Below are 21950 nucleotides of genomic sequence, written 5' to 3'. Positions count from 1 at the left end.
TTTAGACATGAGTGATGAACCCAAATCGCCGACGATACACCTGGTCGACGATAACGAGGTCGATCGCATTGCAATTCGGCGAATTCTGGCGTCAGTCGGTATCGCAGTGAAAGAGTACGCTGATTCGGATGCCTTTTTGGCGGAACTCGGCAGCAGCCAGATCGCGTGTTTGGTTGTGGATGTTCGGATGCCGGGGCTGGATGGCCCTTCGCTTCAGCGAGAATTGCTGGAACGTTGCTTGGACATTCCAATCATCTTGGTCTCGGGAGTCGCGACGGTACCGATCGCCACGGCAGCGATGCGTCTGGGCGCTTTGGATTTGCTTGAAAAACCAGTGGATCCCGAGAGATTCGTTTCGCTGGTGAAGACGGCTCTTTCCATTGGTGAAGATCGCGAAATGCGGATGAAATTGGCTCTGCAACTGAAAGAGGAACTGGCGACGTTGACCGAACAAGAACGCCTTGTGCTTCCCTCGGTTTGTGACGGCCTGTCCATCAAAGCCATTGCGGCACAACGCGAGCTGACTTTCACAGAAGCGGCCCGATGCCAAAGCAGCGTTCTGGAGAAATTCAGTTGTTGCAATCCGCTGCAATTGCTCAAGCGATTTCAAAAGGCCGGCTTGCTGGCGGAGTTGGATCCATCGCTTGCCTCGGTGGATTCGCCCTTGGAATTCACGTTCCGAAGCGATCGCTCCGAGCGAGTGCTCCATCCCAAGAGCCAGGTGAAGAGTCTGCTCACGCCTGTCCGGTGATGAGCCACGGTGTCAGTGGCGACGTCCACACGCAACCGATCTGAAACGTCGCGGTCCGAACACCACTTTGGATCGCGACGGTCCCTTGTTCCGCTGGAGCGACACAGGCATCTCGCTGCTCTGTGTCGTTCCAGGATGGGGACTCAGGGGAACGGGGGACGCCAAGAATTTGGATCCCCCACGAGCAATCAGGAAGAGCCAACAAGAATGCGTGCCGATGCGAGAGCGATCAGGCGTCCGAAGCGATGAATTTCGATTCCAGACCGAGGATCTCACCGAGCGTTTTGTCATCACGGAAGATGGCGTCGTTGGAACCTTGGTGGTCGAACGTTGGCTGGGGCACGTCAAGTGATGCGAGGGAATTGTTCGTCGCATGAGAGAAGGCAGCGAGACCATTCGAATCGGATGAATTCGATTCCGCTGAGTTGCTGCCGGATGCACTGCCAGATTGAGCATTCGCAACAAATTCGCCGGCGGGTTCTGATTCGCTGTCGAGTTCGTTGAGCTTGTTGATGACTCGCAACGCATCCAATGCGGAGACATTGCCATCGTTGGTGACGTCGATTTTGGAGCCGGTGGTTTCGGCGAAGGTCAGGGTGCGGTCGCCGTTGGCATTCAAGTCGTTGATGACTTGCAGTGCATCCAAGGCGGTGACGACCCCGTCGCCGTTGACGTCTTCGCCGAGGTCGGTGTTGTAGCGAGGGCTGTCGACTCGGGTCGCCGCGACGGAGACCAAGCCTCCTGCCGTGGTGACGCCGGAAGTGATTTCGCCACCCACCACGGTGATGGTCGCATCGGCGATGGCATGAATGACCTGAGTGGGCTGCCAACGCAGTTGATATTGTCCGTCGGCCAAGTTGGTTTGGGTGAAGGCACCGGACGCATCCGTCACGATTTGTGGTTCAACACCGTGCCGAACCCCGGTGACTCCGATTTGTGTGGAGGCATGTCCGGCAATTTCAACGCGGGCGATGCGGGACTCGGGATCGACCAGCGTTAACGTTGAGCTTTGCCCTTCGCTGAGACTTCCGTTGGCCGTGTTGCGAATGTCCGTGGTGACTCGCATGATCAAATTTCCAGCCGCGTCATAGGCCTCGACGCGTCCGTAGCTGTCGTCTTGCAGGCCGACGAGATCGACGTCAACGTGGCCGACCGGTTGATCGAATGTCACTTCCATTCCCAGGCGCGAATCCAGTCCGGGCCACCAGCGGTTGAAGCTTTGGTCCATCACGTGGATCAAGGGTTGGGCGAGGAACCGGGTGTCCTGTTGGACTTGGACCTCGGTGCGAACATTGTCGCCAATGGCAGCGAACGTCATTCCGCCGGCGGGTAGGAGGTCGGTGTCCAGGCTGGCGTTTTCAACGTCGAAACGACCGCTGGGGAGTTCGGTTCCGTTGGCGGCGAGCACATCCAACTGGATTCCCGCAAGAAGCGATTCAAATTCGCTGCGGTCGGAGTCGCCGTTTTCATCGAAGTAGACGAAGCCCGCGACGGGGGACTCGGAGACCAGCGGTGTGGTGCGTGAACCCGTCAACGTTTGGCTGGTGACTCCTGTTGCCGCGTCGATGACTCGCAGGGAGACCGTGGTCATGGTCGGCGGGACATCCATCGAAAAGTCGAACGTCGCTGTGGGACTGTCGGGGGACTGCAGGGTCGTCCATTCGCCACCATCAATGGAGACTTGCAATTCGGACACGACATTCAGCGTGATGTCGCTTTGTGGTCCCGATGGATTTTGGTTGATCAGTGTCGCTGACGAGGCTTCCCCACGAAAATGAAATTCGTTGGTTTGGGAATCGTAGTGACCGGTGCCATCGAAGTTCAGTGGCACGTCGAGCATGTCGAAGATGCCATCGCCGTCGGAGTCTTGCCAGCCGATCATGGCGAAGGTGGATTCAGGCGACACGAAGCCTTGGTATCCGTTCACCAAGTTGTTGCCACCCGCCATGATGCTGGGTTGCTGGGTGAATCCGGGGGCCGGGTTGTCGGCGGCGTTGTCGTTGGGAGTGTTGTAGTAGCCGCGGCTTTGGTCGTACGACCCACCGCCGTTGTATTCGTCCAACCCCCAGAAGATGTGGGAGATCTCATGGGCGAAGGTTTGAGCTGGGCGAGTGGAGGGGGCGATCACGTACAACCCGCCCGGAAAGGCGAATGCGCCAGAGAAGGAACCGCCCGCGGCGAAAAAGCCATCGGCGTCATCGGAGGCATCGCTGATGAACAGCGAGAATGACCAGTCGGTGTCGAAGGTTTCCCGTTGCGAGGCATTGAACGCGAACATGCCTTCGTCCAGGGACAGGGAAGCATCGATTCCGGCATCATCCAGGAATTGTCCGACGTAGGTGCTGTAACTGTTGCTGGTTCGATCGATCGGTTCGATCGGGATTTGCAACGGGTTTTCAGCGTAGGTGTCGTCGATCACGAATTCCAAGGAGTGAACCGTGTCGAGTCGGTCGAGGGCTTCTGTCCACCAGTTCAGTCCGGTGGTGATCTCGGACATGACCGCGTCAATTTCGCCAGCGGTCCAGTTTTGGGTCTTGGTGTCGGTTTGGCCGGTGGAGTCAAGAAAGATGGGCGTGACCGCAACGCGACCGAGAAAGAACTCGGCGGTGTCGCTGGTGGTGGCACCAACGGGGATGCCTGCCGTCATCACTCGTCGCGTTTCCAATGCCTGGAGCGTCAGCGGTCGCCGGGTCGCGAGGCGACGAACGGCGGCATTTTGTTGACTGGATTTCTTGCTGGAAGCCCGTTTTCGCATGTCGGCCGATTGCAGGGAAAGCGTTGAAAAGGGTGTTTGGCCGCCGTTTCCTCAGTCCTTGGAGCCGACGAACGTCCGTTTGGTTCCCCAATGGATCCTAAAACTCAACGAATCCAGCGGTTCTTGGCCGATTGGATGGGCTGGAATTGCCCTTTTCGATGAGCTGGATCGCACCCCAGCACCCAAAAAAGCGAGCGTGACGCAAGGTTCGAGTGAAACGGGGGGAACCGTCCATTCGAACTCTACGTCACGCTCACGAAAATTGATTTCTGACCAGAGGTTTTCTTCGCGACGATTAGTTCATCGACGCGAAGATTGAGTCCAATGCCGAAATTTCCGATTCCTCGGATTGGTCGGCCTGATCGCGATCATTTGCCAGGGTTTCCACCACATCGTCCAAGCTGATCACGGCAGCGGAATCAAACACACTGGAGGCATCCGCCACCAATTTGGAGGCTGCTTCGACGATTGGTTCCCCAGCCGCTTCGGACGACCGGGAATCGTCGTTGCTGCGGGAGGTGGGGTCGAAGGCGATCGTGGCAGTGGACGCCAGAACACCATCCGAAACCGGCGAGTAGGCGACCGTGGTCGAAGACGTCGACGCGAGGAGGGGTTCCCCGGCACCGGTTGGGTCTTGGCCAGGACTGGTCAACTCGTTCAGTCGGTTGATGACGATCAGAGCGTCCAACGCCGAGACAACACCGTTGCCGTTGACATCGGGGTACTGAGGCAAGGTGATTCCCGCAGGAATGTTTGCCAAGTTGATGTCGCCGTCGGCGGCGTTGATCGCATTGATGATCAACAGGGCGTCGAGTGGCGTGATCGCTCCGCTGGCGTTGACGTCTTGGATCAACGACGGGTTTTGGTAAGGGTTGTTGTTGATCGTGAACGTGTAGTCCTCGACCTCGCCCGATTGAGCCAAGCCGCCGGATCCCAGTCCCGCTTCGTTGGACAGGCGGAAGCGAGTTTGAATTTCGCCGGTGACCGCATTGGACGGAACGTTGATGTTGACGGTGGTGCCGCCCGTTCCAATGACCCGAGCCACGCCCGAGCCGATGCTGCCGAAGCGTTCGACTTCGCTTGCGTCGAAGGTTCCGTCGCCGTTCCAGTCGAACCAAGCGTCCAAGTAGAAGGCTGGTGTGATCCCGCCCACCGTTGGCGATTGGACATCGATGACAAACTGGGTCGAGAACCCAGGACGCATCGCACCCAAGATTGCGACGCCATCGTCGCCGTCTGCGTTGGAGTCTGCGGTTCCGGATCCGTTGTCGACTCCGCCGGCGTCAGCGGTGATTTGGTCGCCGAGTTGGAAGCCTTCGGTGATGACGTGACGTGGGCCGTTGCCGATGACATCGACAGGTGTCCGCGAGTCGGCGGCGTCGCCGAAGTCGAGCGGGCTGCCGACGAAGATGATTGCTTCGCCTGCGAGCAGTTGGTTGCCCACTTCATCGGTGATGCGATCGCTGATCACGGACTGACCACGAACCAGGGTGGCTCCTTCGATCAGGATGCGTGAGTCAGGTTGTTGAACCACGATGTCCCCGGCCGCAATCTCCGTCGCGAACGCATCGGAGATGGCTTCGCCGTAGAGATGAGCAACACGCTGAACACCGGTTTGCGACAACGACAGAATGTCGATGATCGGCTGAATCGCAGCCAACTTCGTGGCACTGGATTGCTCCAGCCCGGTGACGACTGCACTGCGGACATCGTCCAACGGCACGATCACTGGAATCGAAGCGGGCTGGCCCGCGAAGCCGGATTGTGCCAACGAGGTGTTGGCCATGTTCAGGCTGTATTGATCGTCCCCGCCAAGGGTCACGCGGCCGCCGCCAATGTTGACTGGGGTGAGCCCGACGACGTTGGCCGAGATGGCCGCCACCAATGCGTTGGCGACCTGGTCCGGCGTGGAACCACCGAATCCGCCACCGGTGATCGAAACGGCAACCGCGGTGGAATCGTTGAGGAATCCGTCGAAGTCGAGTTCGAAGGTGACGGCTTCTGCGGTGCCACGTGAGATGGTGAAGGTTTGGCCGTCGGCCAGCGTCGAGGAAACGCTGCCTTCTTCGGTGGGCACGATGATGCCAAAGCCGAAGGAGGTGCCAATTTCACTGTTGCCTTCCACCACGATCGAATTCGTCAGCGAGGTGACAGCGATCGGACCGTTGGTGCCGGAGATTCGGAAGTTGCCTGTGGCTCCGGATGTTTCGACGTTCAATCCCGCGGTGCTGATTGCGGAGAGCAATTCAGCGGTGATTTGGCGGGCAGTCGAATCCGTTCGGATCGCAACCACCACATCGGCGTTGGCCGCGGCCGCACCGTTGGAATCGAATTCAAATGTGAGTTCTTGTTGGCCGTCAAAGATCGAGACTTGCTGGCCATCGAAGTCATTCACACCATTGGTCGTGGTGATCAACAGCGTGACATCCAACACATGGTTGGTTTGACGCAGGAAGCTGTCCGTTTCAAAGGCGACGTAACTGTTCTCGCTGGCCGCGGTTGCACCGAGGAGTTGCAGACGGCCGGTTTCAATCGTGGCGTCGTCCTCGACTTGCATGTGAACAGCAACGAGTTGCAATTCCGAGGCATTGATCGCACGAGCGAAGATGTCACTGATCTGTTCGGCAGTTGCCGCGGCGGGCAAACGAACGGCGATGTTTCCATCGGCGACGTTGGCGATCGCTTCGGTGTCGAACTCGAACGTGACCTCGTTGACTCCATCGAAGATCGTGACGACTTGCCCGTCGATGTTGGATTCGACGAGGTTCGTGATTGGGTTCAGACGAGTCAGTTCGCTCGGCAGGATCGAGAGCCCGATGCCGGTGTCAGCTTCGAAGATCTTGTCGCCGATTTGGGTGGTGGCCCCATCGGCGTAAACCCGTCCTTGTTCGGCTTTCAACACACCGACGTTGTCGCCGGACATCGTGCTGCCGAGCAATTCAACGGTGTAGGTGGCGTTGTTTGGCCACACGCCTCCGATGGGAGTCAAGCGGATTTTGTTGTCGCCGGGTTCGTAACTGAATCGGTAATCGACACCTTCGGACAACAGTTCCACTTCGTCGCTGTCGGAGAAGAATCGTGAGACACGAACCAATTCGGAACGAACGGTCGAGTCATCGATCCCAACGCCAGGTGCGGCGTCCGCGGGTGCGATTCCATCGACGAGTTGAATTTCAAACGCGTCGTGGATCGTTCCCACGCTGAAGGCTTGACCGGCCAAGTTGAACAGGTCGTCGCCCCGAGGCGAGGTGACAACAAACCGTGGTCCGTCGCTGTCGCTGCGTTCTTCCGCACCGCGGTCAACGAAGACGTTGAAGCCCAAGCCGTTTGGCGAGGCAACGTTTGGATCGTCGATCCGGAGTTGGCCGTTGAGGTCATAAACCGGTGCAATGATCGGGCTTGGTGGCAATCCAATCGCACCGCGAACCGTTTCGAGGGACGAGCGATCTTCCAACGAGCTGATGCCGCTGTCGATCGTGGCCGTGCCGGCTTGGGGCGTGAAGACCAGGTTGACCGGGTTGACGAAGATCTGTTGGAACGGGCTGATGAACTGAGCGAACAACCCTGTGCTGCCCGCAGTCGCGTTGTTGGCGTTGCGGAAGAACGTGTTGCCGCCGATGACGGTCAAATCGCCGGAGACATCCACGTCGCCAGCGACGTTGTTTTGTGGCGAAGCAACCGCGATTCCGGTTTGGAAGTTCGCGACGATGTTGTTCAAAATTGTCGGGGCCGAGTTCTGCTGAACCACGATGCCTTGGCTGCCCGGTGTGTAGATCTCGCGAGCGATCGTCGAGATCGCACCGATGCCGTCGATGTCGGCACCGGCGGCACCGAAGTCGAACGTGCCTGGGCTGGACAAATCGGTCAGCCGAACGAAACCGAATTGATCGTTCGGGCCGAAGCCGAAGGAGTCCAAGTCGATCGTGTTGTCCGAACCAAAGATTTGGCCGACGGAGAAGAACGTCACGCCATCGCGACTGATCTCAACGGCAACGCGTTCTGGAGTTCCCGATTCGAAGATCACCAAGTCCGCGGCGGAGGTTCCGTCGCCGACCAACAGGTTGTCTTGGAACAGGAACGTGGCTTGTCCGCCGGATCCCAGCGAGAAGGTGAATTGACCGGTGGTTGGTTCTGGGCCGATGCCGTGACAGTCAGGGGATCCCAGAGCCGCTTCGGAATCGGTGAATTCGGAGCTGACATCGGGGCCGAGCGACAAAGTGTCTTGCACAACCGCGTCGGCGAACGAAATGCCACCTTGGTCAAACAGGATGGACTCGAACACTTGCGGTCCGAGTTCCGCACCGCTGGCGATCGGGCCACCGACCAAAGTGTTGTTGATGATTCGATCGAATCCGACTGGATCCTGAGCGGAACCGCCGTTGCCATCCAAACCGGTGATGCGAATCCCAGCATCGGAGTTGAACGCGATGAGGTTGTTCTGAACCACCACACCGGGAATCAAGTTCTCGGTGTTGAGTTCGATCAAGTTGCGAGCGTAGGTGAGGATCGATGGGGTGGCGTCCCGCAAGTCGCCGGAAGCAACGCGAGCGGAGGCGTCCCGGTTGATGTCGACCCCGGCGTTGGAACTGAACAAGAACCGGTTGTTCTCGATCATGATCACGCCTTGTTCGCTGCTGTCGCGGTTGGAATCACCACGCAGGTCAGCGATTTCAATGTTCGCGAACGCGGGACGTCCGGCTGTGTCAGGGCGAAGGCTGATGTCCCCGTACAGGTTGATTCGACTGTCCGCGTTGACCAAGGCGTTTGGCGAACTGGCACTGGCTGGTGGCACGGTTCCGTTGGAACGAGCTGCACTGCCATCGATCACCGCTTGGACTTGATTGGAGTTGATCAAGCGGATGATTTCATTGGCGACTTCCTCGGCGGTGGCCGTTCGTGGCAGACGAACCACCACTCGGTTGTCATCGCTGACGAATCCGTCGCTGGCACCGAAGTCGTTCAAAATGTCGAATTCGAATGTCAAACGCGTGTTGGCATCGGCCAGGGTGAACGTCGCCCCGTCTTCGATTTCCGAAGCGGGCAGGGCGGTCAACGTGATTCCGTTGCTGAGTCGTTCGTTGGTATCGAAGGTGCGGAAGCGAGCTTCGAGGGCAACACCGCGAACAGGGATCGGTTCGAGCGAGACGTCCAGGAGGACGAGCGAGCCGTCATCGATGCTGAGCCCGAACGGTCCGGTGAATCCGGTGAGGTCCAGGTCGGCTCCGTTGCCGTCCAGGAATTGGCCATTGGCGTTGGCTTGAACCTGAGTCCCATCGGCTGCGACGACGACCAGCACATTGGTGCCGTTGGCGTTGCGTTGGACTTGCGGTGTGAAGACCGGAACTTCGCCGCTGCTGACGTATTCCGATGCGTCGCGGATTTCCAATTGATAGGAACCTGAGACGGTCGGTTGAGTCGGTTGGGCTGGGGTGGTCAAGTTGACCGATTGATCCAAGACGAAGTCTTCGTCGAGACCGATGGGTGAGGCGGCGGTGACGATTTCACCGCGTTCGGCAAATCCGATGATGATGTCGTCGATGAACGCACCGTTGGATTCGTTGTCGGCAGCCGCGGCTTGGCCATTGGCACCAAAACGATCGCCGTAACGTTGAGCCGTTGAGGCGAATGGCCCCGAGTCGTTGATCGTCAAGTTGGGCAGACGAACCGCGGATCCAACTTGAGGAATCAAGGTCTCGTTGCCGCCCGTGAAACGGTTGGCCAGGGCTTGGCGAAGAGCTGCCGCGACCTCTGTCGCCGTGTCCGATTGGCTGATTTGAACTGGAATGCCTGGCAGGGCATTTTGCGAGCCGACTCGCAATCCGCTGCCGGTGGAGACCGACACCGAGCCGACGCCGTTGAATTCAACCACGGAGGAGTTCGCTCGAACATCCAGTTCGGGATTGAGCAAAATGGTCGCTGCGTACCCGCCGACTTGAGCGGCGTTGGTGGTTCCCGAGACACGTGGGTCGTAATCGCCATTCTCAGGACCGCTGATTCCGATGTAGATCACACCGTTGGAGGGCGCGGTGACCGAGATGGTTCCGTTGGCGGTGTTTTCAATCGCCAGCAGTCCACCGGTTGGGCTGCGTAGTTCGACTCCGGTGGCATCAAAGAAGCGAACGTTCAGTTCAATGCCAGGGTTGTCGGCAAGGGTGCTGACGGTGATCGTTGTGCCAGCGGCCACTTCGACGCTGGACAGGTCCACGTCGCCGAGGTTTGTGACGCCAGCGACGGAGACCGTGCCGAGCGTACCGCGTCCGGAGACTTGGGCGTTGCCATCGGTGTAAGGAAGCGGGGTTGCTTGGAACAACAGGTCGTTGCGTCCAACGGCACCCACTGGATTGGGGTTGCCGAATGGATCGACGGGGTCAGATGGGTCACTGAAGTCGAAGTTGTCAACGGTGGTGAACTGGGCCGATTGAACGCCGGTGTTCTGTTCCACAACGGCTTGCAGTTCCGCGCCGATATCCGATCGTGCGAAGTCCGCGATCGCCACCGTGACTTGGCCGGTTTGGATCGAACGGGTTCCGTCGTTGAGAACATATTCGACGCCATCGATCTCGATGACGAACGATTCCGAGACGTCCGAGTACAAGGTGGACAGTTGGTTGCCAGTCGGCACCAGTTGGTCGTAATCGACTGTTCCGTCGGTCTCGCCAATCACGGTGGACAGGACGAGTGCCATGTCGGCTTGCGACAGGTCGACGACTTGTTCGACGTTTGGATCGGCATCTTCGAGGCTTTGGTAGACCGCGAGAACATCGATTGGAATCAGGATTGTGCCCGTGATTTGAGGCGTGGCATCGGCGGTGTCACGGAAACCATCGTCGAGCAAGTATTCCCTGCCGTTAAGGAACACGGTGCGGAATTCATCGGGGTTGTTTTGATAGAAGACCGCAAGTTCAGCACCCGATGGAACCAAACGTTGAACGTTGACGCTGGTGTCAAACGTGCTGGTGACAGCCGCGGCGACATCGGCGGCGGTCAATGTGGCCAGGGCAGTTGGTTGACCGCTGGTCACGTCGATTTCGATTTGTCCGGCGGCAACGGCGCGAGTTCCGTCGGTCAAGATGTATTCTTGCCCGTCGACGGTGAAGGTCGCTTCCGCGGTCGCTCCGCTGCTGAAGAGCTGTGCCAGTTGAGCTCCGGATGGGAACGCGATGGTTGGCGAGAGATCGACCGAGAACAGTTGTCCGCCGATGGTGAAGGTTTCACCGTCGGTCAAACCACTGGCGGCGACGGTGCGAATCTCAGCGGTGTTCGTGGCGGTTGTGCCAGCCGTTGCAAACTCAATTCGCAACGCCAGGTTGCTTTGCCCGGCGAACTCGTTGAGAGGCACGCGAGCTTGACGCCATGATCCGGTGTTGTCGAACAGTTGTTGGACGTCCACGTCGATGTCATCGTCGTAGATGCCAAATTCGGCTGGGTCATCGAACTCGTCATCGAAGCTGCCGGTGCCCCGAGTTTCGTTGTTGGTTGCGACCAAGTGCTCAACGCCGCTTTCGTCGATGACGTAGACACGCAGGGTGTCGCGATCTTCGGCGAACAAGTCATCGTCGTTGTCGGTGGCGGAGTCGTCGTCAACGCCGTCTGTTTCCAAGAAGTAGTTGAAGTACATCGTCGGCAGGTCGGCCGATGCGTAACCTTCCAGGCTGAACGAGTTGGACTGCACGATCCCCTTGGCACCACCAGGGAGGTTGTAAGTGCTTTGGACATCTTGTCCATCTTGGCGAACGTTTTCGTTGACCGTGCCAAAGTTCTGGACGGGAGCTTCGCCGAAGTTGTAATTGTTGTTGAACGCACCCGCGGTGTAGTTGAACTGCAGCGAATTGCCGCCGGTGTATCCCGGACGTGTGTCGCTGAAGGTTTGGTTGTAACCGTGGCCGTCATCGTCAGCACGTGCCCCGGCGACGTGCCAAAGGTTGTAGTCCAACGTGCTGAAGTCCAGGCCCAACGCACCGAAGATGCCTGTCTCGATGAAGTTGCGACCACCGGCGAAGATGGGCTGCAATTCGCCCAGCGTGTTGAAGGCGTAGATGCGGCCGTTGCTGGTTGTTCCAAACAGAATGTCGCTGTAGGCACCGTCTTCGACACTGTTCGGTCCGGCTCGCAGGCCGGTGAAGTTCAACCCGATCAAGTCCGTGGCGGTGGAAACATAGTTGCCAACGAACCGGGCGCCCGATCCGCCGAGCTGACCGCTCGGGACGAAGTACAGGCCACCGTTTTCGCTGACGGCGTACAGACCGTTGTCGACCATTTCGATCCCCGTGATCGTTCCGCCGTTGGGCGAACCACCCGCACGAAGAGCTCCGGTCACGCTGCTGACATTGGCAATGGCACCGGTGATGGCCAGTGAGTTGCCTTGAGGCGTGGCCGTGACCGTTGGCAGGGCACCGCCCGAGTTTGCTGCTTGCACGGCTTGCGAAATGCGGAAGGCAACCGTTTCTGCGGTGTCGGTGGGCAACAAGGTGACGGCGATGTTGCCGGCCGTGATGTTGTTGTTACCGATCAGTGCGATCCCGTCGGCTGGCACAGCACCGGGGCCGAGCAACTGAACGTTGGTCGCGGTTGGCAAGGCCAGCTGAGTTCCCTTGGCGGAAACTGGAATGCCTTGCTGACGGATGACCGATGCCAGGGTGTCAATGAAGATGACGGCGTCGGAACTGCGATCCAGGGGCACACGGATGTTGCCGGGTGGGATCGCGGCAGTGGAATCCGTGATTTGGAAGGTCACGGGAGCATTGCCAGGCGTTTCGACGGTCAGCAACGTGTTGTTGAGGATGCTGGCAGGATCCAACGTCGTGTCCGTTGCGATCGGGATCGCAGCGTTGGCGAGTGTTGCTCCGGTCAAAGCGTTGGCCGGTGAAGCGGCCAGGATCGTGAAGCCTTGGTTCAGTTCAAACGTCTCGGTTTCGGTTCCGTTGGTCAAACTGAATGTGTCACCGTCGAACAACCGAGCAACGGGCAAGCCATTGGCGTTGTTGGCGGTTGCATCGGCGATGCCCAACTGAGTGTCTTGGTTGCCAACTGGAATCGATGTGTCGATCGCTCCCACTTCGCGACGGTCGGTACCGGCACCAGCATTGAAGAGTGCGAGGTCGAAGGCCGGGCCAGTCGCTTCCCCGGTTTCTTCGTTGAAGGCGTAGAGGATGTTGTCGATGTAATCCAAGCCGTCCTGGAAGGTTGGACGGTTGCCGATGAAGAATCCGGTTTCCGTGCCAAATCGGGCGCGAATCGTGATGGCTTCGACTTCGAGGCCATCATCGCTGGCTTCGTCGAGAATCTGCCGGGCGGGCGGTGTTTCCGCATCCAAGTTGTGGAACGTTTCGATTCCGGCACCAACGCTGAGGGGAGCACTCAGCTGACCCGTTGCAGTGTCGATTCGGTTGTAGGTCCAAGTCGTGTCGCCGGCAGGACGGTCGTCGTAGCCGGTGTAGGCGTACAGTTCACCATTCGCCGTGAATGCGATGTCGCGAACTTCGTCGCCGAAGTTTCCGATGGTGCCGTACGTTTCGCCCGTGAAGGGGTTGACGACAAACAGCGTCGACCCGGTGTTGACATACAACACGACGTCGTCGAGCGAGTAGTCGAGGATCGAGTTGTCGTCGAACAGGACCGGTTGAACGGGTGCGGACGCGGTGCCGGGATAGAAGAAGCTCGAGCCTTCGAAGTTCTCTTCCGCAATGCGTTGGATCGAGTCGACGGGTTCCAAACGCAGCAACGGGTTGGCGGTGTTGCGGTTGGTGAATTGGTCCAGCACGGCTGGTTGACGCGATTGGTTGGAGATCGCGACGTAGTAGGTGCCTTCGGGAAGTTCAGCTGAGCCGATGTAGGGGTCAGCGGTGCCGAATGAACCACGCGAAAGATCGGATGGGTCGTAACCGGTGCCAGGCGAAGTTTGATCGTCGGCAACGTTGCTGTCACCGCCGATGAGAACCAGCTCACCGAGTGAGTTGAAGACGTACAGGGCGGTGTCGGCGCGAGCCAACCCGTCGGAGTAGTCGAGGTCGAAAATGGTTGCCAGATACAACGCCGCGTCATCTCGCGTGAGTTGTTGGTAATCAATGTCGAATTCGAACCAATCGACGTCGCCGCCGTCGGTCAACGTTCCCGAGATGTTGGTGGCCAATCGATCGCTGGACAAGGGGCCAGCGGGGTTGTCCAGGTCGATGTCGACACGGTCGATCCCACCGGAATCACGGTTGATGACGATGCTTCCATCGGCCAAGGTCGTGATCGTTCCGTCGGAGGTGTACTGGTTGTCGTACAGTCCCAAACGTTGAGCGTCAGCGAGCGTGTTGTTGTTGGATTCGGTTTCGAAATCGGTGCCTGACAAGGGGCTGTGCATCGGGCCGCCGATGACTTGAATCCCGTTGGTGGCGAAACGCACGTCGCTGTAGCGTACCTGAGTTCCTGCGAACACATCGTCTTCGCCCAATCGGATTTGCAATTGGTAGCTGCCGGTCGTGCGGCCTTTGCCCAGCGAATCGCCGCTGGTCAAGAATCCGCCACCGTTGGCCAGCGTCACCGATTCTGCGGCGTCGGTCAGGCCACTGCGAACACGGATGTGATACAGCAAACGCTGTCCCACGGTGCCCGGCAGGATGATCCGCATGCCGGCATCGCGTGGGTTGGTCGAATAGTTGTCTTGGAACATGGAGTCGTCGGCGGTGGCATCCACCAACGTGGTTCCCAAGCCGAGCACTTGATCGATGTCGTAGCCATTCAGACCGCCACCACTTCGACGTGCCACTTCCTCACGCAGAGCGGCACGACGTGCGGCAGCGTTGGGGTCGGTCGGGTCAACGGAAAGCAATTCCTCGATCTGACGGGCTTCTTCCAAGGAATCGTCCGAAAGAATCAAGGTGTTGCCGTTGGCGTCGATCAATTCAATGACCGTGTCCAGGTTGGAATTGGTACGGTCGATGTCCAACCAAACCTGTGTGCCGGCTTCGGCAACAAACGCGTAAACGTCTTCATCGCCGCGACTGCTGATCTCGCCTTCAACGATCAGACCCACGCGGCGTGATTCGTCCCCGGCTTCGATCGACGGTGCCAATTCACCCAGGTACTGCGATGTGGCTGGGGTGGCGTTGGTGTCGCTGTTGCCAACATTGCCCGGTTCGTTTTCGCCGGTGATGGAAACGTTCGAGTCCGAAGCGGCTTCGCGAATGGTGATCCCGTCCCACGACCCGGCACCGTCGATGCTTTGCGGCAACGTGATGCTGGCAGGGTTGGCAGGATCGAATGGAATCCACTCGACGAAGGTGGTGACACGGGCTGCGTCGGTGCCGCCGGTGAGTTGCCACACGTGAGCGGTTTCGATGTCGGCGGGTTGCCCGTTTTGGCTGATCGCGGTGGTGCCGTTGGTGACTCCGTCAAACGTTGCCGAGCCGGCGACCGGACCAAAGGCACCGGGGATGTCGCCATTGAGGTTGACCGCGATGTCAAAGTTCAGTCCGTTCTGAACGGTGTTCAGGCGGTTGAGCAAATCGCCCGCGTCATCGGTGACCCAACCGGTGTACGACGCATTGAACTGGTTGATGGAATCGTTTTCGTAAACACCACCGTGGGTGAAACCAACACGAGCGGTTTCGTTCAAGGTCATCAAGCGGAAGTCGGCTTGGCCTGGCGTTCCGATTTGGTACAGCACATCGGCGTCATCGGCGGTGACACCTTGGTCCAAGTAACTGATGACACGGATGTTGCCAATGTTGCCGGCGGAGAAGTCGGCACCGTCGACGGTTTCAAAATCAAGCGTGGTGTAGGCAACCGCGCGGTTGTTGACAATGAAGGTTTCAGCAGTGAAGCGAATGTCACGGCCGAATGCGGTGAACACGCCGCTGCTGCGGACTCGGTCCGGACCGACCAAAATCGGGTTTGGATTGTCGGTGGGGCCAAATGCGTTGATCAACGGAATCCGTGTGCGTGTCCCAAAGTCGTTGGTGACTTCGATGTACGTGGTGTACAGGAACGCGTAGTTTTGCTGAGCCAGGAGGGCCCCGCCGTTGTTCTGGTCGATGCCTGTCACGACGACGTTTTGCAGTTCACCGCCACCGAGCACCGTTGTGCTCAAATAGCCGGGTGAGTTAGGGTCGATGTCGTTGTCGATGGTGGTGCCATTGTCGACTTCCGTTCGATCCGTGCGATCGTATTCTTGGCCCAGTGGCAACAACGCAGGCGTGGATTGACCACTTCCTGAGTCGCTGGTCAGGATCGAGATCGGGTTGCCATCCGCGTCAACACGAACACCGTTGTTATCGGTGTCGATGTTGGCCATTCCGTCAGGGGTGAATCCGGCACCGACGGTGTCGTCAAGCAGGCTGGTCAGGACCACGGGGAAGTCAGGCTGGCCGACGATCTGCAGGCTGCCGCCGATGCGACTGGCAATGTCCAGCATTTCGTTCTCAGCGGTCAGCAGTGTGCCACCGGCAACAATGCCAGCTTGGCGACGCAGCAAGACATCTTCGACGTCGAGATCTTGGTTCTGGAACTTGACCACCAACGAACCACGAGCGTCACTTTCCAAACGCAACCCACCGTAGATGTGTTGGTTGGGGATCTCGATCATGTCACGAACGATGTGAACGATGTCGGTGTCGTCCCAGACCACTTCGGTGGCGACGGTCCCGCCACGGACTTCCAAGCCATTCAGTCCAGCGGTGACGGTGCCGGCGGCAACGTCTTCGTCGGAAACAGTGGCGGAGTCGATTGCATTGCCAACGATCAACGGACCGCTGTTGCCAGAAATCTCGTAGCGATTGAGGCTGTCTTCAATGACGGTTCCATTGCCAAAGTCACGACTCGCGGTCGAACGACCTGGGTCGCTGACTTCTTGCCACGAGAAACTGTTGACATCGAAGCTCATCGCTGGGCCGCTGCCGTCGACAAATTCGTTGTCGACCAGAATCGGTTGTGCACCGCGGACGAACACCGTGCCGCTGGCATTGTTGACGCGTCCCACACGTTCTTCCCGTGGGTCGTTCGGGTTGTTGGTGTTGTTGCCGCTGTCGTTCAGGAATCCGCGGCCATCCGCATTGCTTTCGAATCGCGAATTGGCGACGCGCAGACCGCTTTGGTGAACTTCCAGCACGTTGAAGCTGGCGAACCCACCTTCAATGCGTGAGGTTCCACCGCCACCGGCCAAAACAGCGTGGTCAAACGAGGCGTCGGCACCGAATGCCAAGTAAATGCCCGACCAATCGCCGGCTTGCAAGTTGTCTTCGCCGTCGTTGGTGCCTTGGGCGATGTTGTTCGTGTTGAAGGCGCCGCCGGTTCCATAGCGATCATCATTCAGGCTGGTCAGGATGATCGGTTCTTTGGCCGTGCCTTCGGCGTACAGATGAGCTCCGAAAGTCACGTCGATTCGCGATCCGTCGAGTTTGACGATCATGCCTGGATCAATCACCAAACTTGGATCGAGGCGACCGGCTCGGGCTTGCAAAGGTGCCGTGACGGTCAACAGATCCAAACGATCGGTGCCGATCGAGGCCGCATCCGTGAAGGAGGTTTGGGTGGCATTCAGGACGGTGACCTGGCGGTATTCACCCACGGTGCCGTTGCTGGAAACCGTTGCTCGGTAGACGATCCGGGACGCGAATCCGCTGCCCGCTGGTGCGGCGGGAATGCCCGACACGGTGATCGAGCCTTCGTCGATGGTTTCGATGATTTGCGATTCGCTGCTCGGTCCAACTTCGGTTCCGTCAGCCGTTGCGAATGTGAATCGGTAGACGTATTGGCCGGGTTCGACCATGCCCGTTCCGCCGCCAATGGGATTGGGGACGGAACTGGTTTGGATGGAACCGCTGGCTCCGGCTAGCAAGGTCCCGGCGATGATGCTCGGGTTGAGAATGTTGCTGCCTTCCGCGGTTGAGTCACGGTAAGACGAGTCATCTGTGTTCAGGCGAGCGACCAAGCGGAATTCGCCTGGGTTGCCGTTGGCGTCCACGGTCGCGCGGTACAGACGACGACCTGCGAATTCGCTATCGGCGGTGACGGTTGGCAGACCAGACAATTGGACTGAACCGGCTGCACCAACCGTGACCGGCGAAGTCGTGTCACTCGGGGTGGATTCGAAACCGTTCTGGTCCACAAAGGTCATGCGGTAAACGTAGTTTCCGGCGGCCAAACCGTCGGCAGTCGCTGGCGTTGTGGCCGCGGCGGTCCGGACCAGCAGAACGCTGGGGGCTTCGTTGGCCGCGTTCACGCCACCGGGGTTGCCTTCAATCAGCAGGTTTTCGGTCAGGACGTGAACGATGTCCGTGTCGTCAAAGCGTGCGTTGACATCGAGGGACTGCAGGTCGCCGCCGGTTGGCGTCAGCAACCGAATTTGCAAGCCGTTGATGGAATTGTTCGTCAGCACGTTGCCGCGGATGTGGGGCCCGATGCGGGTGACATCGCTGGTGAAGTACGAGGGACTCGTCGCGCCCGGCTCAACTTGGTTTTGGTACTGCGATTCGTCGAAACGAGTTTCCGCGAAGGTGTTTGGCGTCGCAGCGATCGCGGCTTGAGCCGAGTTGCGGATTTGGTTGTTCAGGATCGTGGCGCGAACATCGGCCAATTCGATCGGCGAGATCGTCAGGGTTTGGCCGTCCACCGAGACGGAACCGCCACCGTGTTGGATGTCGGCGTACTGGATGTGGTTCAGGAAGACCGCGTTGTCTTCCATGTTGACTTTGCTGTCGTCGGCGTAGTCGATGTCACCACGCAGATCGATGCCGCCCCAGGAACCGACTTGTCCGTTCAGGCCGACAAACTCAACCATGGCATAGGGCGTGCCCAGGATCTGGATCGAAGAGTTGCTGCGATCGACGGATTCCGTGGTGCTGCCCACGCCAATCCGACTGCGGGACATCTTGAATTCGGAACCGCCATCGATGACCAAGGCAATGTCTTGGGGAACATCGAGGCTGGATCCGTCCTTCAATGCGTTTCCAAATGCCGAACGACCAATTTCGTAGCTGCCGCCACCGATCACACGAATCTTAGTGACAGGTGTGCCACCGTTGTTCAGGCGGAACTCAGCCAAGCGAATCGCGTCGTCGATTTCGGCAACCGGTTTCGTCGGGGTGCCCATCGTGACGAACAAGTCAAACTGATTGACATCGTTGGTTGTGAAGTTGCGGTCGGGCAGGTTGGTGCCCGTGACGCTGTCCACGTAGATGACGGCATCCGGGTTGGTTGGGTTGAACCAGAAATTGAATTCGCCACCGGGTTGACCATCAGCGTCGCCGTCGAGAGGTTGCGCAGCGGTCCCACCGACCGGGGTGTCGAGCAGATTGCTGGCCGCTCCCGTTTCGTACGACATCACCAATTCGTACGTTCCTTCACTCACGCCACCGATGCCGGTTCCGGTGATGACAGGGTTGTACGATGTGTTGCCAGACGCACTGACACCAACGACATAGTCGCCGGCTTCCAGGATGTCGATTTCGATCAGAGAGTCATCGCTGAAGTAGTCGTCGTTGGCAGCGACTTCGATGTACTCATCTGGACCGATTTGTTTGTACAACCGCAGGGCTGTGTCCAGCGTGCTGGAAAGGCTCAAGCGTTGTGCAACCGTCGAAATGGTCAACTTGCCCGGTTCGGTCAACTCAAATCGATACAAGTCGATGTCGTTGGCTTCGGGGCGGAACAGGTATTGTCCGTTGACGATGTCCGAGGGGCTGGGGAACAACGCTTCGTTGTCATCGCTCAGTTGCGACGAGGTGTCGACCACGTCGGGTGACTCAGGGTTCAATCCTTCCAGGACGGATCCGGTGGATTGGGTGACGGGTTGGGGCAGGTGATCGGAGTACCCGTAACCCAGCAGTTGGCCCACACCGAGGAAGGCACCGCGGAAGAACTCACCGCCGGTTTGATCGTCGACGCTGGCGTCAAAGTCCTGCGAGTCCATGACCAACAGTTGGCGGTCACCGATGGATGCCGCATTGGGATCGATTCCCAGATAGGTTTGACCGTTGATGTCGAGCGGACGCGTGTCCAGCGTCACACCACCGACGGCGCTGTTGACGGTCAGGTTGTCGTCGACGCTGCCGTAGAGTTCACCCAGGGTGATGCTCAACAGGGGACTGCCCGATGGAATGCTGGTGACCGCACCGGAGGCCGTGTCACCGATTTCAACGAACTGAACGCCGAGGTATTCGCTGAACAGCGACATGACTTCGCGAACACGTTGCTTTTGTTCTTCGGTGATCTGGTTGATGTAGGTTTTGTCGAGATCCAAGCCGCTGCTGCTAGGATTGTCACCCAACCAACTGGAAGGGAAGTTGTAGTAGGCCGTTGTGACACCATCGTACGTGTCGGCACCGCGTCGCCACACATCCAAGGGAACGGTGCGTTCCAGACGACTGGGGTCGTCCTCACGAATGTTGCGAACGCCTTGGTAGTCGGTTCCGCCGGGGAAATCGAGGGTGTAGAGCGGATCGTTTGGATTGGGATTGTCGATCTCGCCGCCTGTCAGACGAACGCTTGCCGTTTGACCTTGGCCGATACCGGTCAAGCTGTTGATGACCGCTGCGGTGTCGAAGCTGTCACCGGCGTCCGATGCAACCGAGACGTTGCCGGGCGTCATGGGCAAGGCACTGTCGTTGCCGACTTTCAATCGAATCGCACCCGTGATCTTGGGCAATTGATCGACCGGCATCGGTGGATTGGTTTGCTGCGTCAGGTCAGGAACTTCCGAGAAACTGAAGTTACTGTTGCCGTCATTCAAAAAGTCATCGAACGTCAAACGAACCGCGTTGGGTTTGCCAGCGATCGCGGAGATTGCGTTGGGTGTGAAGAGCACATCGTCATTGCCCGAGACCGTGTCACGAGTGAAGATCAGCTGGAACAATTCTGGCTGGGCAGCCAAGTTCGCAACGCTGACGTCATCGGTGAAGTACACATCGATCATGTTCAACCGTGGCGTGCGTTGGCCTTGGTTGTCGATGTCGATGGGCTCCGGAACCACAGCCAAAACCTGCGGTGGTTTGTTCAGGATGAATGGAACGGCGAAGTCGACGCCGTCATTGAAAGCTTCGCCGGCAAGGTTTCGCAGGGCGCGATCGCCGGCACCAAAGATTTCGATTTGGTAGGCATCATCAGGAAGCGGTTCAGCGAAGCGGAAGACGACTTCGTTGGGGTTGCTGCCAATGCCGATGTAGCCCGCGTTGACGGGAGTGTCGGTGGCACCAGCAAGTGGCAAGGTCGCTGCGAAGTTGCCAATCGTTTGTGTGGTGCTGCCACGTTCTTGCGACGCGGTGACCAATTCCGAAGCGGTGGGAGTCTCATTGATCGCTTCGATGAACTCACCCACGGTCGTGGGGCTGCTCGCATTGCGGTTGATTTGAACCGTGATGGTTTTGCCACTGACGGAAACCAACGGGTCAGTGCGGCCACCAAAGTCACGCGACTGAATCACGACCGTGATGCCTTGCCCACCGACGCCGGATTGCTTGGCGACGAGCTTGGTGCTGAAAGCATTTCCAAGCCCGAGGTCGGTGACCGTTTGTGCGGCGTTGGCGCCCGACAGCGTGAGCGAGACCGGATTGTTGGCAACCGACTGTCCGATCGGAGTCGACGACGGTCCGCTGACTTGGAACGCATCGGCGACCGTGTCACGGTTCAGGTTGCGCTGGGTGGCGTTGTAGTTTTGAAGTGCCAACGTCAGATCGCGAACCGTGGCTTGGCGGCTGGGGTTCGCGTTCAGGTCGATGTTGAGGGTTTTGTTCTCGGGATCTTGCGTGATGATCACGGGAGCGGTGGTCAACGATCGGACGGAACCCGTCACATTGACAGTGGTGCCGTTGCCGCTGACGCCAGCCGCTGCGGAGCGGAATTCCAGCAGGACACTGCCGCTGGTGCTGAAGTCCGTCACGGCCGTCGCCGCTTCGAACCCGCCGTCTTCACCGGCGCGGGTCACGCTGATCGCCAGCGGATTGTCAGCCGTTCCGAGTGTGGAGGGATCGATCGATGAGTCGTCATCGAATCGGAAAGTCAGCTCGTTGGGCGAAACGTTGAGCAACTCCACACCATTGACGTTGCGAATGGTGCTGCTGTTGTCAATCAGCTCGGAAGCGTTGGGCTGGATCGCGACCAATTCAGGGCCAGCCAGCAATTGACGGGCTTCGAGCGATTGCGACTGCAGGCGTCGTTCCAATTTGGCTCGTTGGGTCTTTCCGCGTCGCGTTTGACCTCCAAACAAGGAGGATCCGCTGCGGCGGCGACGATCATCACGCCGCTTAGCGGCCGATTCGTTGGCGTTGTGCATGTTGGAAGAGTTGCCCGGGGTACCGATCGTCATCAGTGTTGGCCTCGTCGTGCCGCTCGTGGCAAACCAATTTGGGGCTGGTCGGCGGCGGAGCAGGATGCGGGGGAAGTTGCAAAAATGGATGCCAAAGTCAGAGGAAACTCTCGTTTTTGGCAGTTTGGGTAAGGTGCAGCGGCTGCGTAAGAAGGGCT

The 21950-nt window shown here is 58.6% G+C and carries 3 protein-coding genes; 1 reads left to right on the top strand and 2 read right to left on the bottom strand.

From position 1 onward, the window contains the following. Positions 1-7 precede the first annotated feature (7 nt). Positions 8-751, top strand: a complete 744-nt coding sequence (locus PSR62_RS17685; protein WP_274404325.1) for a response regulator transcription factor — start codon at positions 8-10, stop codon at positions 749-751. 229 nt (positions 752-980) lie between these two features. Here PSR62_RS17685 and PSR62_RS17680 read toward each other — a convergent pair whose 3' ends face one another. Together PSR62_RS17680 and PSR62_RS17675 are read right to left on the bottom strand one after the other, a co-directional pair. Then, positions 981-3506 (bottom strand): dockerin type I domain-containing protein, encoded by a 2526-nt coding sequence (locus PSR62_RS17680; protein WP_274404324.1) that lies wholly within the window; start codon positions 3504-3506, stop codon positions 981-983. Positions 3507-3801: 295 nt separating this feature from the next. Further along, a complete protein-coding gene (locus PSR62_RS17675) occupies positions 3802-21792 on the bottom strand; it encodes a GEVED domain-containing protein (RefSeq protein WP_274404322.1) in 17991 nt (5996 codons plus the stop codon). Between the last annotated feature and the right edge of the window lie 158 nt (positions 21793-21950).

This window comes from Rhodopirellula sp. P2 (assembly GCF_028768465.1).
Classification (GTDB): Bacteria; Planctomycetota; Planctomycetia; order Pirellulales; family Pirellulaceae; genus Rhodopirellula.
Note: the sequence above shows the minus strand (reverse complement) of the source record. Positions and strands in the feature narration are given on the sequence as shown.